Raw genomic sequence first — 22,363 nt, 5'->3', positions numbered from 1 at the left:
GGCGATATGAGCGCCGTGCAGACCTCGGCCTCCTGGCAGCAGCGGGAGGCTGGGGAGAATTTCCCTGTCGCACTGCGCCTGCTCCCGGCCCGGCACCGTGAGCACCTGCACGCGGTCTACGGGTTCGCCCGCGAGGTCGACGAGCTCGGCGACGCGTACGCCGGAGATCGCGCCGCGGCGCTGGTGCGGCTGCGCGAGGAGACCCGCAGCATCTGGCGTGACGCCACCCCGATCAGCCCGACGCTGCGGCGGCTGGCTGACACGGTGCACGAGTGCGGCCTCTCCGAGCAGCCGTTCCTCGACCTGGTCGAGGCGAACCTGCGCGACCAGCGCGTGCACCGCTACCCGACCTTCGAGGATCTGGTCGGCTACTGCCGGCTCTCCGCCGACCCGGTCGGCCGGATCGTGCTCGAGCTCTTCGGCCAGTCGACGCCGGCCCGGATCGCGCTCTCCGACCGGGTCTGCACCGGGCTGCAGCTGGTCGAGCACCTGCAGGACGTCGCCGAGGACCGGCGCGCGGGCCGGGTCTACCTGCCACAACGCTCCCTGCAGCAGTTCGGCGTCGTCGAGGCCGACCTCGACCTCGCCCGCGCGACCCCCGCACTGCGCCGGTGCGTGCTGGCCGAGACCGATCGCGCCGAGCAGTGGCTGCGGGAGGGATCGCAGCTGGTCGGCCAGCTCAGCGGGTGGGCGCGGATCGCGGTCGCCGGGTTCGTCGCCGGGGGGCTGGCCACTGCCGCGGCACTGCGCCGCGCGGAGGGCGACGTACTCGCCCACGACGCCCGGCCGGGCAAGGCCCGGACCGCGGCGTTGGCGATGAAGGTGCTGGTGAGGGGAAGAGCATGAGCCAGAGCAGGAGCACGGTCCAGGAGGCCTACCTCGAGTGCGAGCGGATCACCCGCACCGAGGCAGGCAACTTCTACTACGGCATCCGGCTCCTGCCCGCTCCGAAGCGCACCGCGCTGTGTGCCGTCTACGCCCTGGCCCGCCGGGTCGACGACATCGGCGACGGCGACCTGCCCCGCGAGACCAAGCTGAAGGCCCTGGGGGAGATCCGCGCCGACCTCGATCACCTCGACGACAGCTCGGACCCGGTCCTGCTCGCCCTGGCCGACGCGGCCCGGCGCTACCCGGTGCCGTTGGGTGCGTTCGGTGAGCTGATCGACGGGGTCGAGACCGACCTGGCGGAGTTCGTCACTATCGCCGACTGGGACGAGCTGGTGGTCTACTGCCGGCGGGTCGCCGGCGCGATCGGCCGGCTGTGCCTGTCGATCTTCGGCACCGAGGCGACCGGGGAGGCGACCGGCTCAGTGCCCGAGCCCCGCGCCGAGCTCTTCGCCGACCAGCTCGGGATCGCGCTGCAGCAGACCAACATCCTGCGTGACGTCCGCGAGGACCTGGGCAACCGGCGGATCTACCTGCCGCAGAGCGAGCTGGCGCAGTGGGGGATCGAGCTGCGTACCGACGCGGCCGGCGACCTGGACGACCCCGAGGGCCGGCTCGCCGCCTACCTGCGGCACGCGGCGGCGCGGGCCGAGGACTGGTACGGCCTCGGCCTGCGGCTGGTCCCGCACCTGGACCGGCGCAGCGCCGCCTGCTGCACCGCGATGGCCGGCATCTACCGCCACCTCAACCAGCGCATCGCCGCCGACCCGGTGCAGGTCTACGACAAGCGGCTGCGGCTCTCCGGCGCGGAGAAGGCCCGGGTCGCTGTGACCGCCCTGGTGAGGGGGCGCTCGTGAGGGCGACCGTCGTCGGCGGCGGCCTCGCCGGGATCTCGGCCGCGCTCAGAATCGCCGACGCCGGCTGGCAGGTCACCCTGCGGGAGGCGCGCCCGCGCCTGGGCGGCCTGACCTACAGCTTCCAGCGGACCGTGGCCGGCCAGGACCTCTGGATCGACAACGGGCAGCACGTCTTCCTGCGCTGCTGCACCGCCTACACCGGCCTGCTCGACCGGCTGGGCGTCACCGACCAGGTCGAGCTGCAACCGCGCCTCGACGTGACCGTGCGCAGCGAGGCATCCACCCGCGTCGGGCGTCTGCGCCGCGGCGCCCTCCCGCCCCCGCTGCACCTCGGCGGCGCGCTGGCCGGTTACCCCTGGCTCGGGCTCGCCGCCAAGGCGCGCCTCCTGCCCGCGGTCGTCGCGCTCGGCCGGGTGGACCGAGAGGCGCCCGCGACCGACCGGGACAGCTTCGGCGCCTGGCTCCGGGCACATCGCCAGGGACCCCGCGCGATCGAGGCGCTGTGGGACCTGATCGGCGTGGCCACCCTCAACGCCACCGCGGAGCGGGCGTCGCTGGCGCTGGCCGCGACCGTCTTCCAGCTCGGCCTCCTCGACCGCGCCGACGCGTCCGACATCGGCTGGTCGCGCGTGCCCCTGCAGCAGCTGCACGGGGACGCCGCGCTCCGAGCGCTGACCAAGGCCGGTGTCGAGGTCCGGACCGGTGACAAGGTGAGCACCTTGGAGGAGATCGGGACCGACGCCGTCATCCTCGCCGTACCTCCCGATCAGGCGCGCCGCCTGCTGCCGCCCTCCTCGCTGGACCTGCCGGACGGCTGGGTCGAGGGTCTCGGCAGCGCGCCGATCCTCAACCTGCACCTGGTCTATGACCGTGTCGTGCTGGAGGAGCCGTTCGTCGCCGCCGTCGACAGTCCGTTGCAGTGGGTCTTCGACAGGACCGGCCACAGCGGCCTGGCCGCCACGACCGCCGAGCTTGTCGAGGCGCCTCGGGGCCCACGCCAGTACGTCGCCGTCTCGCTCTCGGCCGCGCAGGCCTATGTCGACCTGCCCGTCGCCGAGCTGCGGGCGCGCTTCGTCCCGCACCTGGAGGCGCTCCTGCCGCGGGCACGGCAGGCCACGCTGCTGGACTTCTTCGTCACCCGGGAGCGGCACGCGACCTTCGACCCGACGCCGGGCACGGCGCGGTTCCGGCCGACGGCGCGGACCCGGCAGCCCGGCCTCTACGTCGCCGGTGCGTGGACCGCCACCGGGTGGCCCGCCACGATGGAGGGCGCGGTGCGCAGCGGCGAGGCCGCCGCGACAGCCGTGCTCCAGGACCAGCCGAGCCGCCTGGAGGTGGTCGCATGAGCCAGAGGACCAACGCCGTCGAGTGGCTGACCCACGCCCGCTCGCTCGTCGATCCGGCGATGCGGGAGGCGGTGGGGCGACTCGATCCGTTCCTGGGCCGGGTGACGTCCTACCACCTGGGCTGGTGCGAGCCGGACGGTACGCCGACCAGCGGCCCCGCCGGGAAGGCACTGCGTCCCGGCCTGGCGCTGCTGGTCGCCGAGGCCGTCGACGCCGACGCCGACGCCGACGCCAGCCGAGGCGAGTCCGACGTCCGCCGAGCTCGTCGAGGCGCCGTGGACGCGGCGATCCCCGGTGCCGTCGCGGTCGAGCTGGTGCACAACTTCTCGCTGGTGCACGACGACATCATCGACCGCGACCGCGAGCGGCGGCACCGCCCGACGGTCTGGTCGGTGTGGGACGACACCACCGCGATCCTGGCCGGCGACGCGATGCTCTCGCTGGCGCACGAGGTGCTCGCCGACGCGGGCCCGCACGCCGACGCCGCGAGTCTGGCGCTGGCCCGCGCCACCCGTGAGGTGATCAGGGGGCAGGCGCGCGACGTGGAGTTCGAGCGGCGCGACGACGTCACCCTGGCCGAGTGCCTCGCGATGGAGCAGGACAAGACCGGCGCACTGCTGGCGGTGAGCGCCTCGATCGGCGCGATCCTGGCCGGCGCGCCGCAGCCGGTGGTGGACGGCTGCCACACCTTCGGTGCGGAGCTGGGTCTGGCCTTCCAGATCGTCGACGACCTGCTCGGCATCTGGGGCAGCCCGCAGGTGACCGGCAAGCCGGTCTTCGCCGACCTGGCCGCCGCCAAGAAGACCCTGCTGGTGGTCTGGTCGATCGAGTACGGCGGGGATGCGGGCGCCGACCTCGCCGCCTGGTTCGCCACCCACGGCTCCCGGACCGTGGTCGAGCCCGACGAGCTGAAGCGGGCCGCCGACCTGATCGAGAAGGCCGGTGGCCGGGAGTGGGCGACGGCCGCCGCTGACAGTCACGTGGCGAGCGCGCTCGGCGCGCTGGCCGACCTGGGCCTGGACGAGACGGCCCACCACACCCTGATCGATCTGGCCCACTTCGTGACGGAGCGCAAGCTGTGACCATCGAGGACACGTCGAGAGGTCACCTTCCGCCGGTCGAGGAGTCACTTTCCGCGACCGACGTGGGAGCCGCACTCGACGCCGCCATCGCCCACCTGAAGCGCCGCCAGCACCCCGACGGCTGGTGGAAGGGCGACCTGGCCACCAACGTGACCATGGACGCCGAGGACATGCTGCTGCGGCACGTGCTCGGCATCGTCGTACCCGACGATCAGGAGCGCAGCGCCCGCTGGATCCGCTCGCAGCAGCGCCGCGACGGCAGCTGGGGCGACTTCCCGGGCGCGCCCGGCTCGCTCTCGACCACGGTCGAGGCGTGGGTCGCGCTGCGGCTGGCCGGCGATGCCGAGGACGCCGAGCACCTGGTCCGGGCAGCCGCCTGGGTGCGGGCCGCCGGAGGGCTGGAGAAGACCCGCGTCTTCACCCACATGTGGCTCTCGCTGGTCGGGCTGTGGAGCTGGGACGCCTGCCCGACCCTGCCGCCGGAGATCATGTTCCTGCCCTCGTGGGCACCGCTGAACATCTACCAATGGGGCTGCTGGGCGCGGCAGACGATCGTGCCCCTCTCCATCGTCAGCGCCACCCGGCCGGTGGTGCCGGTGCCGTTCGACGCCGCGCCGTTGCTCACCGGCGCGCCACCGGCCCGGTTCGCCCCGCTGTGGTCCGTCGCCGGGGTCTTCCAGCGCCTCGACGTCGGCGTACGGGCCTTCGGGAAGCTGCCGCCCAACCCGCTGCGCCGCCTCGCGATGCGGCAGGCCGCGGAGTGGATCCTGGCCCGGCAGGAGGCCGATGGCGGGTGGGGCGGCATCCAGCCGCCGTGGGTCTACTCGATCCTCGCGCTGTGGCAGATGGGCTACTCGCTGGAGCATCCGGCCATGAAGGCGGCGCTCGCGGGTCTCGACGACTTCTTCGTCGAGGTGCCGGACGCGCCAGGCGGTCCGCTGCGCTGGCTGGAGGCCTGCCAGTCCCCGGTCTGGGACACCGGACTCTCCCTCGCCGCCCTCCTCGAGGCAGGTACGCCGCCGGACGATCCCGCGGTCCTCCGTGCCGCGGACTGGCTGCTGGCCGAGCAGGTGAGTGCGGACGGCGACTGGCAGGTGCGTCGCCCGGACCTGCCCAGCGCGGGCTGGGCCTTCGAGTTCGCCAACGACGTCTACCCGGACACCGACGACACCGCCGAGATCGTGCTGGCGCTGCGCGCGGTCGCGCATCCGGAGCATTCGCGACTGCGAGGCGCGCTGGACCGGGCCGTCGCCTGGACGGTCGGGATGCAGTCGCGCGACGGCGGCTGGGGGGCGTTCGACGCGGACAACACGCACCTGCTGCCGGCCAGGCTGCCGTTCTGCGACTTCGGCAACGTGATCGACCCGCCCTCGGCCGATGTCACCGCGCACGTGGTCGAGATGATGGCGATCGAGGGGCTGGCCGACTCGCCGGAGTGCCGCCGCGGCGTGGACTGGCTGCTGGCGAACCAGGAGGCTGACGGCTCGTGGTTCGGGCGCTGGGGAGCCAACCACCTCTACGGCACCGGCGCGGCGGTGCCCGCGCTGGTCGCCGCGGGCGTGGGCGCCGAGCACCTGGCCGTGCGCACCGCCGTCGCCTGGCTCGAGGATCACCAGAACGTCGACGGCGGCTGGGGCGAGGACCTGCGCAGCTATCACGAGAAGGCCTGGGTCGGCCGGGGTGCCTCGACGCCCTCGCAGAGCGCCTGGGCGTTGCTCGCCCTGCTCGCCGCCGGCGAGACCGGCCCCGTCGTGGAGCGTGGCATCGAGCACCTGATCGCCACCCAGCGCCCCGACGGCGGCTGGGACGAGGAGCTCTACACCGGCACCGGGTTCCCGGGCTTCTTCTACATCGGCTACGAGATGTACCGGCAGGTCTTCCCGATGTGGGCCCTGGGTCGCTACTTCCGCCGTACCTACACCGAGCCTGTCGAGGTGCCATGACCGCCACCTTCCTCACCCCGCTGCGCACCGAGTGGCTCGCGCTGCGATCGACACTGCCGGGCCAGCTCCGGCGTACCGGCCGCTCGCGCCCGCTCCCGCAGCCGCCCACCGGGCCGGTCGTGGTCGCGGGGGTCGCGGGTGCGCTGACCACCGACCTCGCGCCGGGTGACCTGGTGGTGGCGACCAAGGTCATCGACGCGCATAACGCGACCGAGCGGGAGCTGCCGGCCGCCGCGCTGCTCGCCGGTGCGCTGCGCCGCGCCGGCCTGCGGGTCCACCTCGGTCCGATCGTCACCGCCGAGCACATCGTCGACGACCCGGCGGCGCGGGCTGAGCTCGCCGCCACCGGCGCCATCGCGGTGGACACCGAGTCCTCGTTGCTGCTCCAAGGCGTGCAGCACGCCGTCGTCGTACGCGCGATCGTGGACACCCCGCTGCACCGGCTGGTGTCACCCGGCACGCCCGCCCGGGCCATCCACGCGCTGCACGCGCTGCGCAAGGCCGCTCCGGTGCTGGCCGAGTGGAGCGACGCCACCGCCGACCGGGAGGTGGTGATGGCGATGCCGCGCAGCTTCTGCGCCGGGGTGCACCGCGCCATCGACATCGTCGACCGGGCGCTGGACCGGTTCGGCAGCCCGGTCTACGTACGCCGTCAGATCGTGCACAACCGGCACGTGGTCAGCAGCCTGGAGCGCAAGGGGGCGGTCTTCGTCGAGGAGGTCGCCGAGGTGCCGGAGGGCGCGACAGTCGTGCTCGCCGCGCACGGTGTCGCCCCGGGCGTCCGGGCCGAGGCGGATGCCCGGCGGCTCAGCGTCATCGACGCGACCTGCCCGCTGGTGGCCAAGGTGCACGCCGAGGTACGCCGCTTCGCAGGCCTCGACCACACCGTCTTCCTGATCGGCCATGCCGAGCACGAGGAGGTCGAGGGCACCTACGGCGAGGCGCCCGCCAACATCGTGGTCGTCAACGATGCCGAGCAGGCCCGCACCGTTGAAGCGCGGGACCCGGCGAAGGTCTCCTACGTCATGCAGACCACGCTCGCGGTCGACGAGGCCGAGCGGACTGCGGCGGTGCTGCGGGAGCGGTTCCCGGCGCTGAGCGCGCCGCGCCGCGATGACATCTGCTACGCCACCACCAACCGCCAGCAGGCGGTGCGTGCGGTGGCCCGCGAGGTCGGGAGCACCGGGCTGGTGATCGTGCTCGGGTCCCGCAACTCCTCCAACTCCCTGCGCCTGGCCGAGGTCGCGCGGGCCGAGGGCACGCCGGCGTACCTCGTCGACGAACTGGAGGAGATCGAGCTGTCCTGGCTGCAAGGAGTGAGCCGGGTGGGAATCACGGCCGGGGCGTCTGCTCCGCCGTACCTCGTCGACCAGGTCGTCGCCGGCCTGACGGGCCTCGGGGCCGTCAGCGTCCGCGAGTCCGACGGTGTCGAGGAGTCCGTGCACTTCACACTCCCACGAGAGGTCTCATGAGGGTGGGCGCATCGCCTCATCTGGACGCCGGCTGCGCGTCCCCCGGCACGCACGCTGGCTGCGTTGTCGTCAGTCGCCGTGGCTCCGCCACGGCTCCCTCCTCCGCCTTGCCATCGCACGCACCGGACGCCGCTCGCAACGGCGCCAGATAAGGAGATACGCCCATGTCCATGCCACTGCACCAGTCCGTCGCGATCGGCAAGTACCTGCTCCTGCAGAAGATCAAGGGCCGCAAGAAGTTCCCGCTGCTGGTCGAGCTGGAGCCGCTGTTCGCGTGCAACCTCAAGTGCGCCGGCTGCGGCAAGATCCAGGAGCCGGCCAACCTGCTCAAGCAGCGGATGCCCGTGGAGCGGGCCGTGGGCGCGGTCGTCGACTCCGGCGCGCCGATGGTCTCGATCGCCGGCGGCGAGCCGCTGATGCACCCGCAGATCGACGAGATCACCCGGCAGCTGCTCGACAAGGGGAAGTTTGTCTTCCTGTGCACCAACGCGGTGCTGCTGCCCAAGCACATCCACAAGTTCACCCCGCACAAGAACTTCGCCTGGATGGTGCACATCGACGGCCTGGAGGAGCGGCACGACGCCTCGGTCTCCAAGCAGGGCGTCTTCCAGCAGGCCGTCGCGGCGATCAAGGAGGCGCAGGCGCTCGGCTTCCGGGTGATGACGAACACGACGTTCTTCGACACCGACACCCCGCAGGACGTGATCGACGTCCTCGACTACCTCAACGATGACCTCAAGGTCGACAACATGCAGATCTCGCCCGGCTTCGCCTACGAGAAGGCGCCCGACCAGGAGCACTGGCTCGGCGTGACCCAGACCCGCGAGCTGTTCAAGAAGGCCTTCGGCGACGGCCGGCGCAAGAAGTGGCGCCTCAACCACAGCCCGCTCTTCCTGGACTTCTTGGAGGGCAAGGTCGAGTTCGACTGCACCGCGTGGGCGATCCCGTCCTTCTCCCTCAAGGGCTGGCAGAAGCCCTGCTACCTGATGGCGGACGGGTACGCCGAGACCTACGACGAGCTCCTCGAAACCACCGACTGGGACTCCTACGGCCGCGGCAAGGACCCGCGCTGCGCCAACTGCATGGCGCACTGCGGCTACGAGCCGACCGCCGTGCTGGCGACGATGAGCTCGCTCAAGGAGTCGATCCGGGCGGCGGTGTCGGTCTGACGCGGTCGCCGAGCCCCGCGTCGCCGAGCCACGCCCGCCGAGCCCCGGTCGCCGAGCTGTCGTACGTTGATCCCATGAGCAACACCGAGACCCGCCCGGCCGAGGTCGTCTGCGAGGCCGAGGCCGCCCGCGGCATCCAGGTCATCGGCCCGCGCGACGTGCCGCTCGGTGGCCCGCGGGCGATGAACGTCCGCCGTACGCTGCCCTCGCGGGAGCGCTCGTTGATCGGCGCGTGGTGCTTCGTGGATCACTACGGGCCCGATGACGTCGCGGCGACGGGCGGGATGCAGGTGGCGCCGCACCCGCACACCGGCCTGCAGACGGTCTCGTGGCTGTTCACCGGCGAGATCGAACACCGCGACAGCGCCGGCAACCACGCCATCGTGCGCCCCGGCGAGGTGAACCTCATGACCGGCGGTCACGGCATCAGCCACTCCGAGATCTCCACCGACGCCAGCTCCGTCCTGCACGGCGCGCAGTTGTGGACGGCGCTGCCCGACGCCGTGCGCGACGCCGCACCCGGCTTCCAGCACTACGCGCCCACGCCGGTTCGCGGCCCGGGCTGGGAGGCGCGGGTCTTCCTCGGATCGGCCCTCGGCTCCACCTCGCCGGTGGCCACCTTCACCCCGCTGCTGGGCGTCGAGCTCCTCCTCGAGGCCGGTACGACGTTGCAGATCCCGGTCGAGGTTGCCTTCGAGCACGGGATCCTGCTGGACACCGGCGCTGTGGTCGTCGACGGCGTACCCGTCGGCAAGGATGCGCTCGCCTACCTCCCGGTCGGTGCTGCCGAGCGGACCATCGTCGCCAGCGAGTGGAGCCGCCTGCTGCTGCTCGGTGGGCCGCCGTTCGGCGAGTCGATCGTGATGTGGTGGAACTTCGTGGGCCGCACCCACGAGGAGATCGTCGGCTACCGGGACGCCTGGCAGGCCCAGATCACGGGGCCGACCGGCGAGGTCGTCGCCGACTCGCAGGAGGTGGCGGACGGTCGCTTCGGCCGGGTCCTGGGCGATCACCTGCCCCCGATCCCGGCCCCGCCCCTGCCGAACAATGTGCGGTTGCGGTCACGGGGTTGAAAGGGGATAGTCCGGGGCGCAAATCAGGGGTTACCGGCCAGTAGGCCTGATTTGCGCCCCGGACTACCCCGGCACGAGCCAAGCCACCCACCCACGATCCGCTCAGCCAGCCCGCAACAGCCGTGCCCGCTGCTCAGCGGAAAGCGCTAATCGAGCAGCGACGGTCGTGGTAGCGATCCAACGAGGCGGCGGGTCGATGGTCCAGCGACGCGGCCCGGGCTGGCGAGCCGCCCGCGCGATGGCGTCGCGGGCGCGAAGCAGGAAGTCGCTCGGATCGCGACGGTCGGCGGATGTCATCATGACGTACTCCAGCCCGACCCTGCGGAAGATGCCCTCACGACGGATGTCCATCGCCCTTCGCTGACCTTCAAGGTGCAGTGCGCCGTCGTACTCACCGACGACACCGGCCTCCACGTCAAGGAGGTCCGGAGTCCCGATGAACCTGCCGTCCACGAACACCGGGTGGTTCGCCACCACCGAATGACGCTGGAGTCGCAGGACCCAGAGGAGCCTCATCTCGGTCTCCATCGGCGACCAGGAGTTCTCGCAGGCCAGCGCCATCGCATCGCGAAGCTGCTGAACTCCGGTCCACGCCGTCAGCAACGGCGCGTACGCCGCCAGCGTCTCGAGCGAGACCAGATCGGCAGCCAGGGCGATGTCGAGCCAGCGCACTGCCTGCTCGAGGCTCGGAGCATGGCGCGCCTCGAAGCACACCGAGGCCAGCGCGGCAGTGATCGGCAGACCGTCGACATCGTGGATCCAACCCGGGCGGAACCGTTCGGCAGTGATCAGGACGCCGGGCCGTGACCGGGTGCGATGGTTCGGGACCAGGATCGGGACAGGGAGCCGCGATCCGTCGCCGGCTGTGCCCTCGGTCCACGGGGCACCTAGCCAGTGCAACGCCGCCCATCCGGTCAGGGCACTCTGAGCCGGCAGCGCCGTACCGATCTCGACGAGGCGCTGATCCAGGCCCCCGCCGTCGATGTGCGCTGGAAGGTAGAGGCCGTGGCCGGTGCGGCGCCACGCTCCGGACATGGTCTGACCGCGGGTCGGGCCCAGCTGCCCGGCCGGATCGATCGATACCGGGCGCACGAGCCCGGGCCGCCGGGGGTGGAACTCCGGCGGCTCGAAGTCGGTCGCTGCCGTGGCCACCACCCCAGCGTTCCCCGGGGATCAGTGGTCGGGAGGGTTATCCACAGGGCAGTTTTGGGAGGGTGGGCAGCGGCGGGATAGTCCGGGGCGCAAATCAGCCCTACTCGCTGGTAACCCCTGATTTCCGCCCCGGACTATCCCGACAGACAGACACACTGACAGACCAACCGACAGACAGACAGAACAACCAGTCCTACCGCGAAGCCCGCGCGACCGCCCAGAGCACACCGGTACCGAGGACGGCGACCGCGGCGGCCGACCAGCAGGCCAGCAGCCCGGCGGCGGCGAGCGCAGCGGCGACGCCGTGCCAGCCCAGCGCGATCCGGATGCTGCGGCGTTGGTCGCGGTCGGTGCTGCGGAGCAGCTCCAGCGCCTTGGCGGCGGAGACGATCTCGGCCTGCTCCACGCGGATGTCCTGGCCGGCCGGACCGAGCAGGAGAGGTGCGGAGGGCGCCCGCGGAGAGACCACGGCCGCTCCAGCCGGCACGTCGGAGAGCACCGTGACGATGCCGGCCTGCTCGGCGACCGCGTCGACGCGCGGGCTGGGCACCTCGACCAGGACCACGTCGAGCCCGGAGGACCGCAGGGTCGTGATCTGCTCCGCGGCGCCGGCGCGCAGCGCGTCGGCGACGGTGATGTAGCCCAGCGGCCGGCCGTCGACCTCGACCCCGATGACCTCCCAGGGACTGTTCACCGGCTCGAGGCCGAGCCAGGCGGGCCGGCCGATCCGGGTCGGGTGACGGTCGACCGAGCCGCTGATGCCCTGGTCGGGGTGACGGGTCACGTCGGTGAGGTTGCCGGCGGCGGACAGCTTGGCCATGGCGCGCCCGAGCGAGCTGTCCAGGCCGTGCGCAAGCGCCCCGGCGAACCAGCGCAGGTTGCGCAGGTGACTCTCGTCGAGCGGCTGGACCTGGTCCACCACCTTGCCCGAGACGACGGTGTCGAGGCCGTCGAGCGCCAGGGCCTCGACGGTCCGCGCGGCGTCCAGTGCCTCGGTCCGGAGCAGCACGATGCCATCGGACTGCCCACGGCGTACGGCTTGCCGCAGCGGCGTCTCGGAGGCGGCCAGCAGCGCGCCGGGCGCGATCGTGAGCAGGGTCGCCACCCCGGCCGCCGCGCCCGCGCTCCAGCTGTCGAGCGCGCCCCGCCCCAGGAAGACGGCCGCAACGACGAAGAGTGCCGACGGGGAGTACCAGCGCGGCACCGGACGCGGCCCCGTCACACCGGCGATCCGGCGCAGCAGGACGGCGGCGGAGAGGAAGAGCAGGGTCGCCAGCGCGGCGGCGATGATCGCGGTCGGGGTGCGTACGGCGAGGGCGAGCGCATAGGAGGCCAGCAGGGCCAGCACCGTGAGTCCGAGTCGATGCAGGGGGAGCCGCGCGGCGAGTCTCGAGGTCCTAGGGGAGCTGCGCCCGAACGCAGCCGAGACACTGGTCACGAGGACTCCTCGCTCCAGTAGCGCTCGAAGTCGCTCTGGTCGCCGGCGACCCACAGCGGGACGCTCGCCTTCAGCACCATCGTCAGCTGCACCACGAACTCCGGGTCGTGCAGGGACTCCCCGAAGAGCTCGTTGATCCGGCGCCATCGGTACCGGACCGTCTGCGGATGGACCCCCAGGATCGCCGCGATCGCCGGCGCGCTCTCCCGGGTCTCCAGCCATACCAACAGTGTCGCCGACAGGATCTCGCGCGAGTTCGGCGTCTCCGCGAACAGCGGCTTGAGCAACTCCTGCGCCATCTGGCGCCGCAGGGCCGGCTCGGCGTGCAGCCACAGCTGGGTGCGATAGCGGGCACAGTCGATCACCGGCTGACGCGGGATCCCGCCGTTGGCGGCGAGCTCGATGGTCCGCACCGTCCATCGGCGGGCATGGCCGGCCTCGTCGAGCGGCACCGCCCAGCTCCGCGCCAGCGTCACGTCGGGGTGCACCGCCCGGAGCTGGCGGATCACGTCCTCGGCGCCCTCGGCGGGGGCAACGAACACGGCCGGTGACGTGCCGGTGTCGGCCAGGGCCTTGCCCACCAGGCCCTCTCGATCGGGCCAGGTGGTGCCTTCGGGTGCCGTCCCCGCGATCACCGTGACCCGGTCGGGCAGGGGCCAGCCGGCGAGATCGGCCCGGATCCGTACGGCGTCGTCGTGTCCTTGGCACAGCGCGCGCAGCAGCAGCAGCCGGTTGGTGGCGACGTCGCGCTCGCGCACGCGCCCGGCCATCGCTTCGCCGGCGCGGGCCTGCCCGACCAGCCGATCGACGAAGGAGAGCAGGTCGTCGCCGAGTCGACCGAGGGTGGCCGCCGGGAGGCCGGCGCTGATCACCACCTCCTGCAGGCTCCGCCAGGCCTCGCGGCCGGCGATGCGCAGAGCACTCTCCAGGGAGTCGAGGTCGTTGCCCTCGCCGGCCTCGCCATAACCCATCCGGCGGAAGAGATCGTCGACACCCGCGGTGGAGACCGAGCGGGAGCCCAGCGTGGTGAGGAAGAGGCTGGCCGACTCGGCCACAGCCATCGCGATGAGCTGGCGCCGGCGACCGTCCGCGGAGCCCGCGTAGGCGACTACCTCGTCCTGGATCCTGCGCGTCACGCTCTCCGCGAAGTCGGGGATGCTCTCGCGCAGCCGCCGCACGACGGTGGCAGGGAGCATGAGGACGGGAGCGTCGAGACGTGCCTCGCTCATCCGGCGGCCTTGCCCGACCGCGTCATGGTCATGCTGTGCTCCCTCTCCCGGTGTGTCGGTCATCACACTCCCACGTCTGATCCGATCGAGTGACCGATTCGTCGTGACCCGCCGTGCCCCCCGCCAGGAGTGTCACGTGGGGTGGGGGAGTGGGCAAGGGACCAAGGGGCACAGGCCCCGCGGATTCGTCCTCATGCCGTTTTCTTGTGATCCGGGTGACAAGGCCGCCTGTCAACGCGGCTGGAGACGGGCGAGCTGACCGGAGAGGTGCTGGACCAGGCTCCGGCCGGTCTCGACGGTGAGGACCAGACGTGGCTCGCGCCGCTCGATCGGCTCGATCACCACCCACTCGACGCTCTCGCCGACGTAGCGCCCCAGCCACACGACCAGGTCGAGCCCCTGCAGCGATGCGGAGATGGGGATGCTGGGCCGGGCCGCCGCCACGCCGGGGACGATGGAGGCCTCGGTGCGGTGATAGCGGTCGTCGGGATGATCGAGCTGCCGGTGCTCACGCGTGCACCACGCCGGACAGCCTTCCGTCAGCCACGTCGGGTGCTGCGCCTGGTGCCCCGTCGTCGACTCCGGGTCGCCTCGCGTCATCGCTGCCCCCTGTGCCATTCGTCTCTCCGACCGCGACACTAACGGCGCCCACCGACATCGCCGACAGACGAAGCCGCGGCCCCCACAGTCACGTGGCACCCATTGCTGGATGCACATATAAGTATGGTCATTTTTGTTCAGGATTGCCCGCGGATCTGCGGCGTGGCGAGAGAATTTCGCCGGCACTGGCCAGCAAGCACCGAGTCGGAGGGCGCGGATCGCGCTGATGCGGGTCCAGGGAATGGCATCGGTGTGGTCGTACTTATGTGGGATCTGCGCGACAATGCCCGGGTGACGCAAGAGCAGCGACCGACGTGGGAGGCCTTCGCGCGCGCCATGGGTGAGGAGTTCCTGCGCGCGCGCACCGCGATGGGCGCCAGCCAGGAGCGCGTCGCCCATCTCGCCGGCGTCTCGACCTACACCTATCAGAAGTTCGAGAAGGGCGAGTCTCGCCCCGGTACGCCGTTGAATCCGCAGCTGCGGACGCTGGTGGCGGTCTGCCAGGTGCTGGGCCTCTCGGTCTCGGAGCTGCTCGCCGGCCCGTTGCCCGGCCAGGACGACGACGCCTGAGCTCACGCCTGGTCGAGGGCGACGTGCTCGGCCAGCTGTGCCGTGACCTGCTCGGCCAGACGCGCTGCTGACTCGGCAGTGAGGACCAGCCGGGGCGCCGTCAGTCGGACGGGCTCGATGGCCACCCAGTCGATGAGCTCCCCGGCGTACCGACCGACGCGGATCGCCAGGTCGACGGGCACGTACGTCGCGCTGCGCGGCTCCTCGGAGTCGGTGCTCATCAGGACGGGGACGGTCGTCGCGCTGCCCTGGTGGTAGCGATCGAGGGCGATGTCGTCCTCGTCGTGGTCGCGGATGCACCAGCGTGGGCACGGCTCGCGCTGCCATGTGGGCAGGAGTTCGGTCATGTCTCCTCCGTGTCGTCGCCCGCGCTGTTGTGCATCGGTACAGGTATCAACGCCGGGGGTCGGCAAGCGCTACCGGCCGCGAATCTCATTCAAGGAGGACCATACAAGTATGGGATTTGATCACGTCCGCATTACCCGGATGTGTCGGGAGGCCTCACGCGCTTTTCCACATTCTTGTTACCGAGATGACAAGAACGCCTCGCGGCAGGTCCCGAACTCCGCATTTCGGGCGACAGCGCGGCCCTCGCTGTGGGTCCATCGTCGGGGCGGGTCACGCTCGTGAGGGAGCAGACACTGAGCCCGTCGGAGGGTAATGATGGGGTTTTCTCGGTCAGAGCCGCGCGGCGCGAGCGCCCGCGGCGCAGCAGTTCCTCATGCTCGTGCTCAGGCCGAGGCGTTGCAGCTCATACGCCGGCTTCCGGCCGCCTTGGTGCCCACGCTATGCATAGCGGTGCCGACCCTGCCGGAGCACGCCGCTGTGCGGATCCGTGCCGAAGTGCCGGCCTTCGCCGGCGCCGGTCACGACCGCCTGTACCGGCTTCTCCGAGAGGCCATCGGGGTCGCTGTCGACGGCTTCCTCCGTCTCGCCGCCGGCGAGGAGGACTCACGGCATCGCGTGGAGGCCTACTTCCGTGGCCTCGGCCGCGCTGAGGTGGCCGCCGGCACGGGCGGTCAACGCGTACTGGCGGCGATCCAGGTCGCTGGCGAGAGTGTCTGGCAGACGATCCACACCATGGTCGCCCGCGAGGAGATGTCGGGCAGTCTCGTCGCAGAGCTCGGCATGGCGGTGAGCCGCTATCTCGGGCACCTCTCGGCCGAGGTCCAGCGTGGGATGGCGGAGCAGCGCCACGCGATGGTCGATGTGCGCGCGCGGCTGGTGTCGGCGTTGATGCAGGAGTCGACCGGCATCCAGCCCCGGCTGGTCTCCGAGCTGGCGTCGGCCGCCGAGTGGCCGATGCCGGATCGGGTGATCGTGGTGATGGCGCAGCTCTACGGCTTCGTGCCCGAGCGGGTCGCGGGACTGCCGCAGGAGGCGCTGGTCTGGGCGGACGGCGACCGGCTGGTGGTGATCACGGTCGAGGAGCGACTCTCCGAGGTGACCGACGCGCTTTTGCGCCTCGATCCGCGCGTTCAGGTGGCGCAGTCCTGGTCGGTCCCGCTGCTGCATGCTCGGCATGCCTATCGTTGGGCGCGTCGTGCGCTCGGGCTGCTACGCAATGGCGAGGTGCGCGCGGAGAGTCGCGTCGTGCCGTGCGCCAGATATCGGATGATGCTGTGGCTAGCTGCTGACCAGGCGCTCGCTGACGACATCAGTCATGAGCTGCTCGAGCCCCTGGACGGAGTGAAGGCGCGCCGCCGGCTGGTGCTGGCCGAGACCTTGCAGGGCTGGCTGGAGACGGATGAGAGCGCTCCGGCGCTGGCACAGCGGCTCGGTGTCCACGCCAACACCGTGCGCGGTCATCTGCGGGTGCTTCAGGACCTTTTCGGCGAGCAGCTGCACGAGCCGCAGCAGCGCGCAGCCCTGATACTGGCACTGGAGACCGCATTGCCGCGATGGCGTACCGAGCTGGGCGGTCGCTGACCGCGCCGAGGCCGCCATGCGCGCTGTGATGCGTGATAACTCGTCGGGCATGGTTATCTTGGGACCATATTGGTAAGGTCACGGGAGTTGGACGCCTCCTCCCGAGGTGGTCGGCCTTCCTGAGATGAGGAAGAGACGGGTGATCGGCTCAGCCGATCACCCGTCGCCGGCCTTGTTCCTCACGGTGGCTCGCGGAGTGACGACGAGCGCCGTGCTGCCGCTGGGTGGGACGTTCGTCAACGACCCGCCCATCGTCACTAGCAATGCCGACGTGGCCCGACGGGCTCCGTGGGTCGTGACGGTCAAGGGTTGGTGATGCTGAGTGTGCTGCCGATGTTGGTCCACGACGCGCCAACGCCTATGCCGACCGCGTCGCCCGCAGAGATGCCGTACAGGAAGCACACGCCCGCGACGGAGCCGGCGTTGATGTCCAGGGTGCTTGCGGTCGCCGTGAAGGTCCGGCGGCTGGTGTCGAAGGTGCCGGAGATGGTCGCCGCTCTCCCGGCCGCGCCACCGCCGGCTGTGAAGGTGCACCCCACGGTGTTGTAGGTGATGGCGACGTTGTCCAGCTGGGCCGGCCACAGTGTCGTGCCCGCGGCCGCGTCCGCGGTGATCGACAGGTTTGTCGCGTTTGCCGTGATCGGGCAGTCGCTGATGCTCGGAGCCAGCGTGCCGACGCTGGCCGGGTAGGCCCGACTGATGCCGGGACTGGTGATCGAACCCACCAGGTCGAACGTCGTGCAGGTGCCCAGCGGGTACGACGCCGTGGTGTCAGCGAAGCTGATGGTGGAGCCGATCAGGTCGAGGCTCGGTCCACCGCTCGGTGTGTAGGTCGTGTAAGCCTGGGCGGCGGTTGCCGTGAGGCCGACGAGGGCGACGGCGGTGGCAGCGCTGGCGGTCATCGTGCGGAGTCGCATCCGCAGTCCTTTGGTGGTGGGAGCGCGGGGGTCAGTGCGGGGGTGCAGGCGGCGGGTTCTCGTCGTCCGGGATCGTCGGGCACCGGCTGGAGCTGGTGTCGCACGCCGTCAGGTCGTTAAGGTCGACGCCGGACTGGGTGATGATGCTCTGGAACGCCGCCACCGGGTTATCCGGTCCGGAGGCGAACGACGTCACCAGCGGGCTGATGTCGTCCCCGCTGCTGCCCTTGCAGCCGGTGAACGCCGGGATGTCGAGGCCGGTCGAGGCCGGGATGGTGGTGCCGTTCTGTGCCTTGTAGGCCGGGTCGTCCAGCGGGAAGAGCGAGGCGGCGTGGGCGCCGTCGTACTGCCCCAGCGGTCCGCCGAAGTTTGGGTTGACGTAGCCATTGACACCCCACAACGCAATCTTGAGCGACGAGGCGGTGCGACACGAGGAGCCGACATCGACCGGAACGCCATCCACCTTCAGGTCTGTCAGCGTGACGTTCACCTCTCCCGTCACGAGCGTGCTGATGGGTGGGGTATAGCTGGGATCGCATGGTGCAGGGTGCAAAGGGGTGGGGGCGGCCTGACCCCAGCTCTGGATCAGAAGTGGCTTGAGCGTTCCGTGATCAGTGGCCTGGGTCAGGTGCATCTCGGCGGTGACTGGGATGGAGCCGAAGGCGACGGTCTTGACCTGGATCGGCGGGAAGGCTCCCGGGACGGCACCACCCGTTGCTGGCCAGCCCGAGTAGCCGAAGACTCGGATGTACTCCGTATCTGCCAACTGGGCTGGGTCCGTCAATCCCTTTGCGCACGCGGGCTGGTCAAAGGGATTGGGAACGCGGGCCGCGGTGCCCAAGTCGGCGCCGTAGTAGGCCACGATGTAGATGGGGGCATCGGGGCTGGTGGTGACGTACTGCTTGGAGCGCTGCACCACCACGCCCTGCGAGGTGGCGGCCGTGCCGTCGGTCAGGCTTTGGGCGGGTGGTTCTGGAAAGCCGCCCCCTGGGCCGGAGAGGGCGCCGGAGGCGCCGGACGGCGTCGCCCCCGCCGCGGCGGCCACGGCGCCGGACGCGAGTAACCCCACCACGATGCGTCGGGCCCGGCGGCGCGCGGTCGTTCGGGGGGTCACGGCGCGAGTGGTGTCGACGGGATGAGGCACGATGAGCTCCTGGTCACAGGTCGGGCGGTGCGGCAGGGTGAGGCGTCGGTCACGGCGTGCTGATGCTCAGCGCGCTGCTGGTCGGGATGAACTTCCCGGTGCGGGTGTCGAAGGTGCCGGACACAGTCCCGGCGATGCTGAGCGGGCCGCCGCCCATGGTGTACGAGCAGCCGACCATGCTGATGGTCGCCAGGATGTTGCACAGGGTCGCCGGGTAGACAGTGCCGGTCGGATCGCCGTTCATCGAGAGTGACCAACTCCCCACTGGCGTCACGGTGAGCGGTCCCCACCATGCGTTTGAGCAACCGCTGAAGTACCCCGCGTTGAGCCAGCCGGCCGCTGAACCGTCGGCCCGGCTGGCGCCGGAGGTCAGCAACGAGCCCGACAACTCGAAAGTCGGACATGTGATCACGTTTGCGGCCGACGGTGAGCCGACGACGAATCATGGTGGTTTCCCTGGTTGCTGTGGTCGGTGCTTCGGTGATGTTGACAGAGGCCCGGCCCAACAGGCCGGAAGTGCGGCTGACGGGACGCGCCTTTCGGCGCGCCCCGTCAGGGTGTCGCTAGCGGTGTTGGATCACGGGTTGGTGATGCTCACCGCGGTGCTGCCCGACGGCGGGGTGTTGGTCCAGGAGCCACCCACCGAGACCGAGTCGCCGGCGGCCACGCCGATCAGGAAGCAGGTGCCGGAGACCGAGCCGGTGTTGATCTTCAGCGTGCTGCTGGTCGGGGTGAACTTCCCGGTGCTGGTGTTGAACGTGCCCGACACGGTGCCGGCGCTGCTCGCGGTGCCACCGCCGGCGGTGAAGCTGCAGCCCACAGCGCTGACGTTCGCCTGCACGTTGCGCAGCGTGGCCGGGTAGGTGGTGCCCGTCGGGTCGCCGTCGATGGAGACGGTCCACGTGCCGACCGGGGTCACCGTGGTCGACCCGAAGAACGAGTTGGTGCAGCCGCTGGAGCTGAGGCTGCCGAGGCTGCCGGCGTTGGCGCCGTAGGCCCGGCTGGTCCCCGCACTGATCAGCGAGCCCGACAGGTTGAACGTCGAACAGGTCAGCACCGCGCCGGCGTTGGTGTCGGTGAACGAGACGCTGCTGCCGACGAAGTTGACGTTCGGCCCGCCGCTCGGAGTGTAGGTGGTGGCGGCGGTGGCGGCGGTGGCGCTGACACCGACGGCGACGACCGCCGCGGCGGCGGTGGCGGCCAACTTGGAGATGGATGCGACGTTCATGGTTGTTCTCTCCCCTTTGAGATGAATCTCGGTGGTGAAGCACAGAGGGCGCAATCGGTGACGCCTTCCTGAGATGAGCAGACCGACCGTTGCCGTGCCGGACGTGAGCCCCCGCGCTCGGTGCGGCGGGAGCGGACTGGCTCGGGCGTCGCGGTGAGTTCGAGGTGCTGGGTGCTACGGCGGTTACTTCACGGCAACAGCGGAGCGGTCAGCAAGAGCCTGGAGCCGTTGGGGTTGGATTGGGTCCGGAAGTTGTTACGCACGTCACAAGGTTGGCTGTCGAGACGCTCTCAAATCCTCGGTCTCGGTGGTGTCCCGCCGGCACGAGCGGTGCAATGGGCCGGACGGAGGGGTCGCATCGGGCGGCTTCGTCGTCGCGGGGCGGCTCGGTGGGAGCACGTCCGCTCGTCCGTAAGGAGTCTGTCCTGATGATTCGCCCCCTTGCCGCGATCGGCACCGTCGCCGTCGTGGCTCTCGCCCTGTCAGGTCTGGAGGTCGCGGGGTCCGGTGCCGCCAGCGCCAACACCACTGGCACCGGACTGGTGATCAATGAGGTCTACCAAACCGATGCGGTCAACGGTGTATACGACGCCAGCTTCGTCGAGCTCGACAACCCCACGTCGTCGCCGATCGACCTGGCCGGGAAGAGTCTGCAGACTCGCGGCCCCTTCGACATGGTGCTGAGCACGGTGCCCCTCAGCGGCACGGTGCCGGCCGGGCGGACCTGGCTGGTCCAGTTCGGTGCGACCGTCCCAGCGGGCTTGGCGCTGCCGCAGCCGGATCAGGTGGCTGCGTCGGCCCGGGTGACTTCCAACGGCGAGGTCATCCTGGGGACGGCTGCCACCTACGGCACCGGTAATCTCGCCGGCGCGGCCGGGGTCATCGACGCGCTCGGTATCGGTGAGGCGACGGGTGACTCGCACGTCTGGTCGTTCGAGGGCACACCTGCGGCGTTCGCCGACGATACCGCCGCCGAGTCCCAGTCCCGGGATGCCGCCGGTGACGATACCGACAACAACGCCTCCGACTTCACCGCAGGGGGACCGACGCCGGTCAACAGCACCCAGCTGCAGCCCACCCGGTTGACCCCGACGGTCACCGGACAGGACACCTCCACCGTCGCCGGGCAGCACGTCGTCACCGTGCCGATCACGGTCAGCGGTGCGGGCGCGACCCCAGGCGGATTCGTCGAGATCCATGCTGGAGACGCCTATCTGGGTGGTGCGATGATCGGCGCCGGGGGCGTAGCGAACGTGAGCCTGTCGAGGCTGGCCTCGGACTCACAGTCGTTGCAGGCGGGCACCTTCACGCTCACCGCGCGCTACGTCGGAGACCTCACGTACGGCTCCGCGACTGACACCGTCACGGTCTCGGTCACCGCCGGCGGCGCCCCAACCATGCTGACCGTGCCGGATGCGCTCTATCCGCCAGTGACGGAGACCTCCGTACTCGAGGAGTCGGTCTCAGTCGCGGCTGCGGATAGCGGCCCGGTGCCTACCGGATTTGTGTGGATCGATTATGGCACTTCGTACAGCGACGGAGACCTGGACGACACCGGTTCGGCGTCCGTGTCGCTCTACCACGAGTACAACGACACGTTTCTTTCCCCGGGCGTGAACACCCTCACGCTGCACTACAGCGGAGACGCGACGTACGCGCCGAGCAGTACCACCTTCACGGTCACTGTCCCGGTGGCATCCAGCACCACGATCACCGCTCCCGCCACGAAGCAGGGGACCGCGGGTCAGGTGACGGTGAAGATCAAGGCATCGGGCGCCACCGCCACGGGTGATGTCACCCTGACCGGCGCCGGTGCCGCGCAGACCAAGCCGCTCGGCGCCGGCAACACGGTGACCTTCAGTCTGCCCGCCACGCTCGCGGCCGGCAGCTATGCGCTGACTGCCTCCTACGCGGGCGGTAGTGGGGTGCAGGCGTCGACGGGCAAGGCCACGTTCACGGTGAGCCCGGCGGCGGTCGTCAAGTCCCCGGCCGGCGGAGGTGCGCCGCATGTCACCGCTCCGACGGCCGCACAGAAGAAGCTGGCCAAGGACCAGGCGAAGCTGGCGAAGGACAAGAAGGCGCTGAAGAAGGCGCACGGTGCCAAGAAGGCCAAGCTGAAGAAGAAGATCGCCAAGCTCAAGAAGACCATCAAGGCCGACAAGAAGAAGGTCGCCGCTGGCAAGTGATCCACCCCGTACACGCGCGGTCCCGCTTCGGTTCTCCGGGGCGGGACCGCTTGCATGTGCGCCCATCGCAGGCGCCGATCGGCGCCTCGATCGGCGCCATCGCCCTGCGGCGATCCAACCTCGACGAACAGGAAGTTGTAACG

Annotated in this window: 20 protein-coding genes; 11 read left to right on the top strand and 9 right to left on the bottom strand. The window is 70.8% G+C overall.

Translation table 11 applies throughout. From position 1 onward, the window contains the following. The first annotated feature begins 6 nt into the window (after positions 1-6). From hpnC to H036_RS0101680, 8 genes are all read left to right on the top strand, one after another. A complete protein-coding gene (gene hpnC, locus H036_RS0101715) occupies positions 7-846 on the top strand; it encodes a squalene synthase HpnC (RefSeq protein ID WP_017933040.1) in 840 nt (279 codons plus the stop codon). Next, on the top strand, positions 843-1,742 hold the full coding sequence (gene hpnD / locus H036_RS0101710; RefSeq protein ID WP_017933039.1) for a presqualene diphosphate synthase HpnD: 900 nt from the start codon (positions 843-845) through the stop codon (positions 1,740-1,742). The genes hpnC and hpnD overlap by 4 nt, the downstream gene beginning before the upstream one ends. Then, positions 1,739-3,088, top strand: coding sequence for a hydroxysqualene dehydroxylase HpnE (gene hpnE / locus H036_RS0101705; protein WP_017933038.1), 1,350 nt, complete (start codon positions 1,739-1,741; stop codon positions 3,086-3,088). The genes hpnD and hpnE overlap by 4 nt, the downstream gene beginning before the upstream one ends. Further along, positions 3,085-4,170, top strand: a complete 1,086-nt coding sequence (locus H036_RS0101700; protein WP_017933037.1) for a polyprenyl synthetase family protein — start codon at positions 3,085-3,087, stop codon at positions 4,168-4,170. Before hpnE ends, H036_RS0101700 begins: the two co-directional genes overlap by 4 nt. Continuing rightward, on the top strand, positions 4,167-6,113 hold the full coding sequence (shc, locus tag H036_RS0101695) for a squalene--hopene cyclase (protein WP_017933036.1): 1,947 nt from the start codon (positions 4,167-4,169) through the stop codon (positions 6,111-6,113). Before H036_RS0101700 ends, shc begins: the two co-directional genes overlap by 4 nt. After that, entirely contained in the window at positions 6,110-7,585 is a 1,476-nt protein-coding gene (gene ispH / locus H036_RS0101690) for a 4-hydroxy-3-methylbut-2-enyl diphosphate reductase (protein WP_017933035.1), read from the top strand. Before shc ends, ispH begins: the two co-directional genes overlap by 4 nt. A gap of 164 nt (positions 7,586-7,749) precedes the next feature. Continuing rightward, positions 7,750-8,754 (top strand): adenosyl-hopene transferase HpnH, encoded by a 1,005-nt coding sequence (gene hpnH / locus H036_RS0101685; protein WP_017933034.1) that lies wholly within the window; start codon positions 7,750-7,752, stop codon positions 8,752-8,754. Between the two features lie 74 nt (positions 8,755-8,828). Continuing rightward, a complete protein-coding gene (locus H036_RS0101680; RefSeq protein WP_017933033.1) occupies positions 8,829-9,827 on the top strand; it encodes a pirin family protein in 999 nt (332 codons plus the stop codon). A 102-nt stretch (positions 9,828-9,929) separates the two neighbouring features. On the opposite strand, the gene H036_RS25095 is transcribed toward H036_RS0101680, so the two are convergent. The 4 genes from H036_RS25095 to H036_RS0101660 all read right to left on the bottom strand — a co-directional run bounded on the left by H036_RS25095 (position 9,930) and on the right by H036_RS0101660 (position 14,246). Continuing rightward, on the bottom strand, positions 9,930-10,979 hold the full coding sequence (locus tag H036_RS25095) for a hypothetical protein (protein WP_017933032.1): 1,050 nt from the start codon (positions 10,977-10,979) through the stop codon (positions 9,930-9,932). A gap of 193 nt (positions 10,980-11,172) precedes the next feature. Further along, complete coding sequence (locus H036_RS0101670) at positions 11,173-12,417, bottom strand: hypothetical protein (RefSeq protein ID WP_157416932.1); 1,245 nt, start codon at positions 12,415-12,417, stop codon at positions 11,173-11,175. Next, positions 12,414-13,646 (bottom strand): helix-turn-helix domain-containing protein, encoded by a 1,233-nt coding sequence (locus H036_RS0101665; RefSeq protein WP_017933030.1) that lies wholly within the window; start codon positions 13,644-13,646, stop codon positions 12,414-12,416. Before H036_RS0101665 ends, H036_RS0101670 begins: the two co-directional genes overlap by 4 nt. A gap of 231 nt (positions 13,647-13,877) precedes the next feature. Continuing rightward, on the bottom strand, positions 13,878-14,246 hold the full coding sequence (locus H036_RS0101660) for a DUF6907 domain-containing protein (RefSeq protein WP_017933029.1): 369 nt from the start codon (positions 14,244-14,246) through the stop codon (positions 13,878-13,880). Between the two features lie 291 nt (positions 14,247-14,537). Between H036_RS0101660 and H036_RS0101655 the strand changes: the two genes are divergently transcribed. Continuing rightward, entirely contained in the window at positions 14,538-14,816 is a 279-nt protein-coding gene (locus tag H036_RS0101655; protein WP_017933028.1) for a helix-turn-helix domain-containing protein, read from the top strand. A gap of 2 nt (positions 14,817-14,818) precedes the next feature. Here the strand turns inward: H036_RS0101655 and H036_RS0101650 are convergent, their stop codons facing one another. Next, the gene (locus H036_RS0101650; protein ID WP_017933027.1) at positions 14,819-15,163 is read right to left on the bottom strand and encodes a DUF6907 domain-containing protein; all 345 of its coding nucleotides are present in this window, start codon (positions 15,161-15,163) and stop codon (positions 14,819-14,821) included. A 451-nt stretch (positions 15,164-15,614) separates the two neighbouring features. Between H036_RS0101650 and H036_RS24140 the strand changes: the two genes are divergently transcribed. After that, positions 15,615-16,745 (top strand): helix-turn-helix domain-containing protein, encoded by a 1,131-nt coding sequence (locus H036_RS24140; protein WP_017933026.1) that lies wholly within the window; start codon positions 15,615-15,617, stop codon positions 16,743-16,745. 302 nt (positions 16,746-17,047) lie between these two features. Here H036_RS24140 and H036_RS0101635 read toward each other — a convergent pair whose 3' ends face one another. The 4 genes from H036_RS0101635 to H036_RS0101620 all read right to left on the bottom strand — a co-directional run bounded on the left by H036_RS0101635 (position 17,048) and on the right by H036_RS0101620 (position 20,034). After that, the gene (locus H036_RS0101635) at positions 17,048-17,662 is read right to left on the bottom strand and encodes a hypothetical protein (protein WP_017933024.1); all 615 of its coding nucleotides are present in this window, start codon (positions 17,660-17,662) and stop codon (positions 17,048-17,050) included. A 31-nt stretch (positions 17,663-17,693) separates the two neighbouring features. Beyond that, the gene (locus H036_RS0101630) at positions 17,694-18,806 is read right to left on the bottom strand and encodes a hypothetical protein (RefSeq protein WP_157416931.1); all 1,113 of its coding nucleotides are present in this window, start codon (positions 18,804-18,806) and stop codon (positions 17,694-17,696) included. A 49-nt stretch (positions 18,807-18,855) separates the two neighbouring features. After that, positions 18,856-19,071 carry a hypothetical protein gene (locus H036_RS0101625; protein ID WP_157416930.1) on the bottom strand — a complete coding sequence of 72 codons (216 nt, stop codon included), beginning with the start codon at positions 19,069-19,071 and terminating at the stop codon, positions 18,856-18,858. Between the two features lie 312 nt (positions 19,072-19,383). Then, on the bottom strand, positions 19,384-20,034 hold the full coding sequence (locus tag H036_RS0101620) for a hypothetical protein (RefSeq protein WP_017933021.1): 651 nt from the start codon (positions 20,032-20,034) through the stop codon (positions 19,384-19,386). A gap of 428 nt (positions 20,035-20,462) precedes the next feature. Between H036_RS0101620 and H036_RS0101615 the strand changes: the two genes are divergently transcribed. Further along, a complete protein-coding gene (locus H036_RS0101615; protein WP_017933020.1) occupies positions 20,463-22,220 on the top strand; it encodes an Ig-like domain repeat protein in 1,758 nt (585 codons plus the stop codon). Positions 22,221-22,363: the final 143 nt, after the last annotated feature.

The organism is Nocardioides sp. Iso805N (assembly GCF_000364605.1).
In the GTDB taxonomy this organism is placed as follows: domain Bacteria; phylum Actinomycetota; class Actinomycetes; order Propionibacteriales; family Nocardioidaceae; genus Nocardioides.
This window is presented reverse-complemented; position numbering and strand designations above follow the sequence as displayed.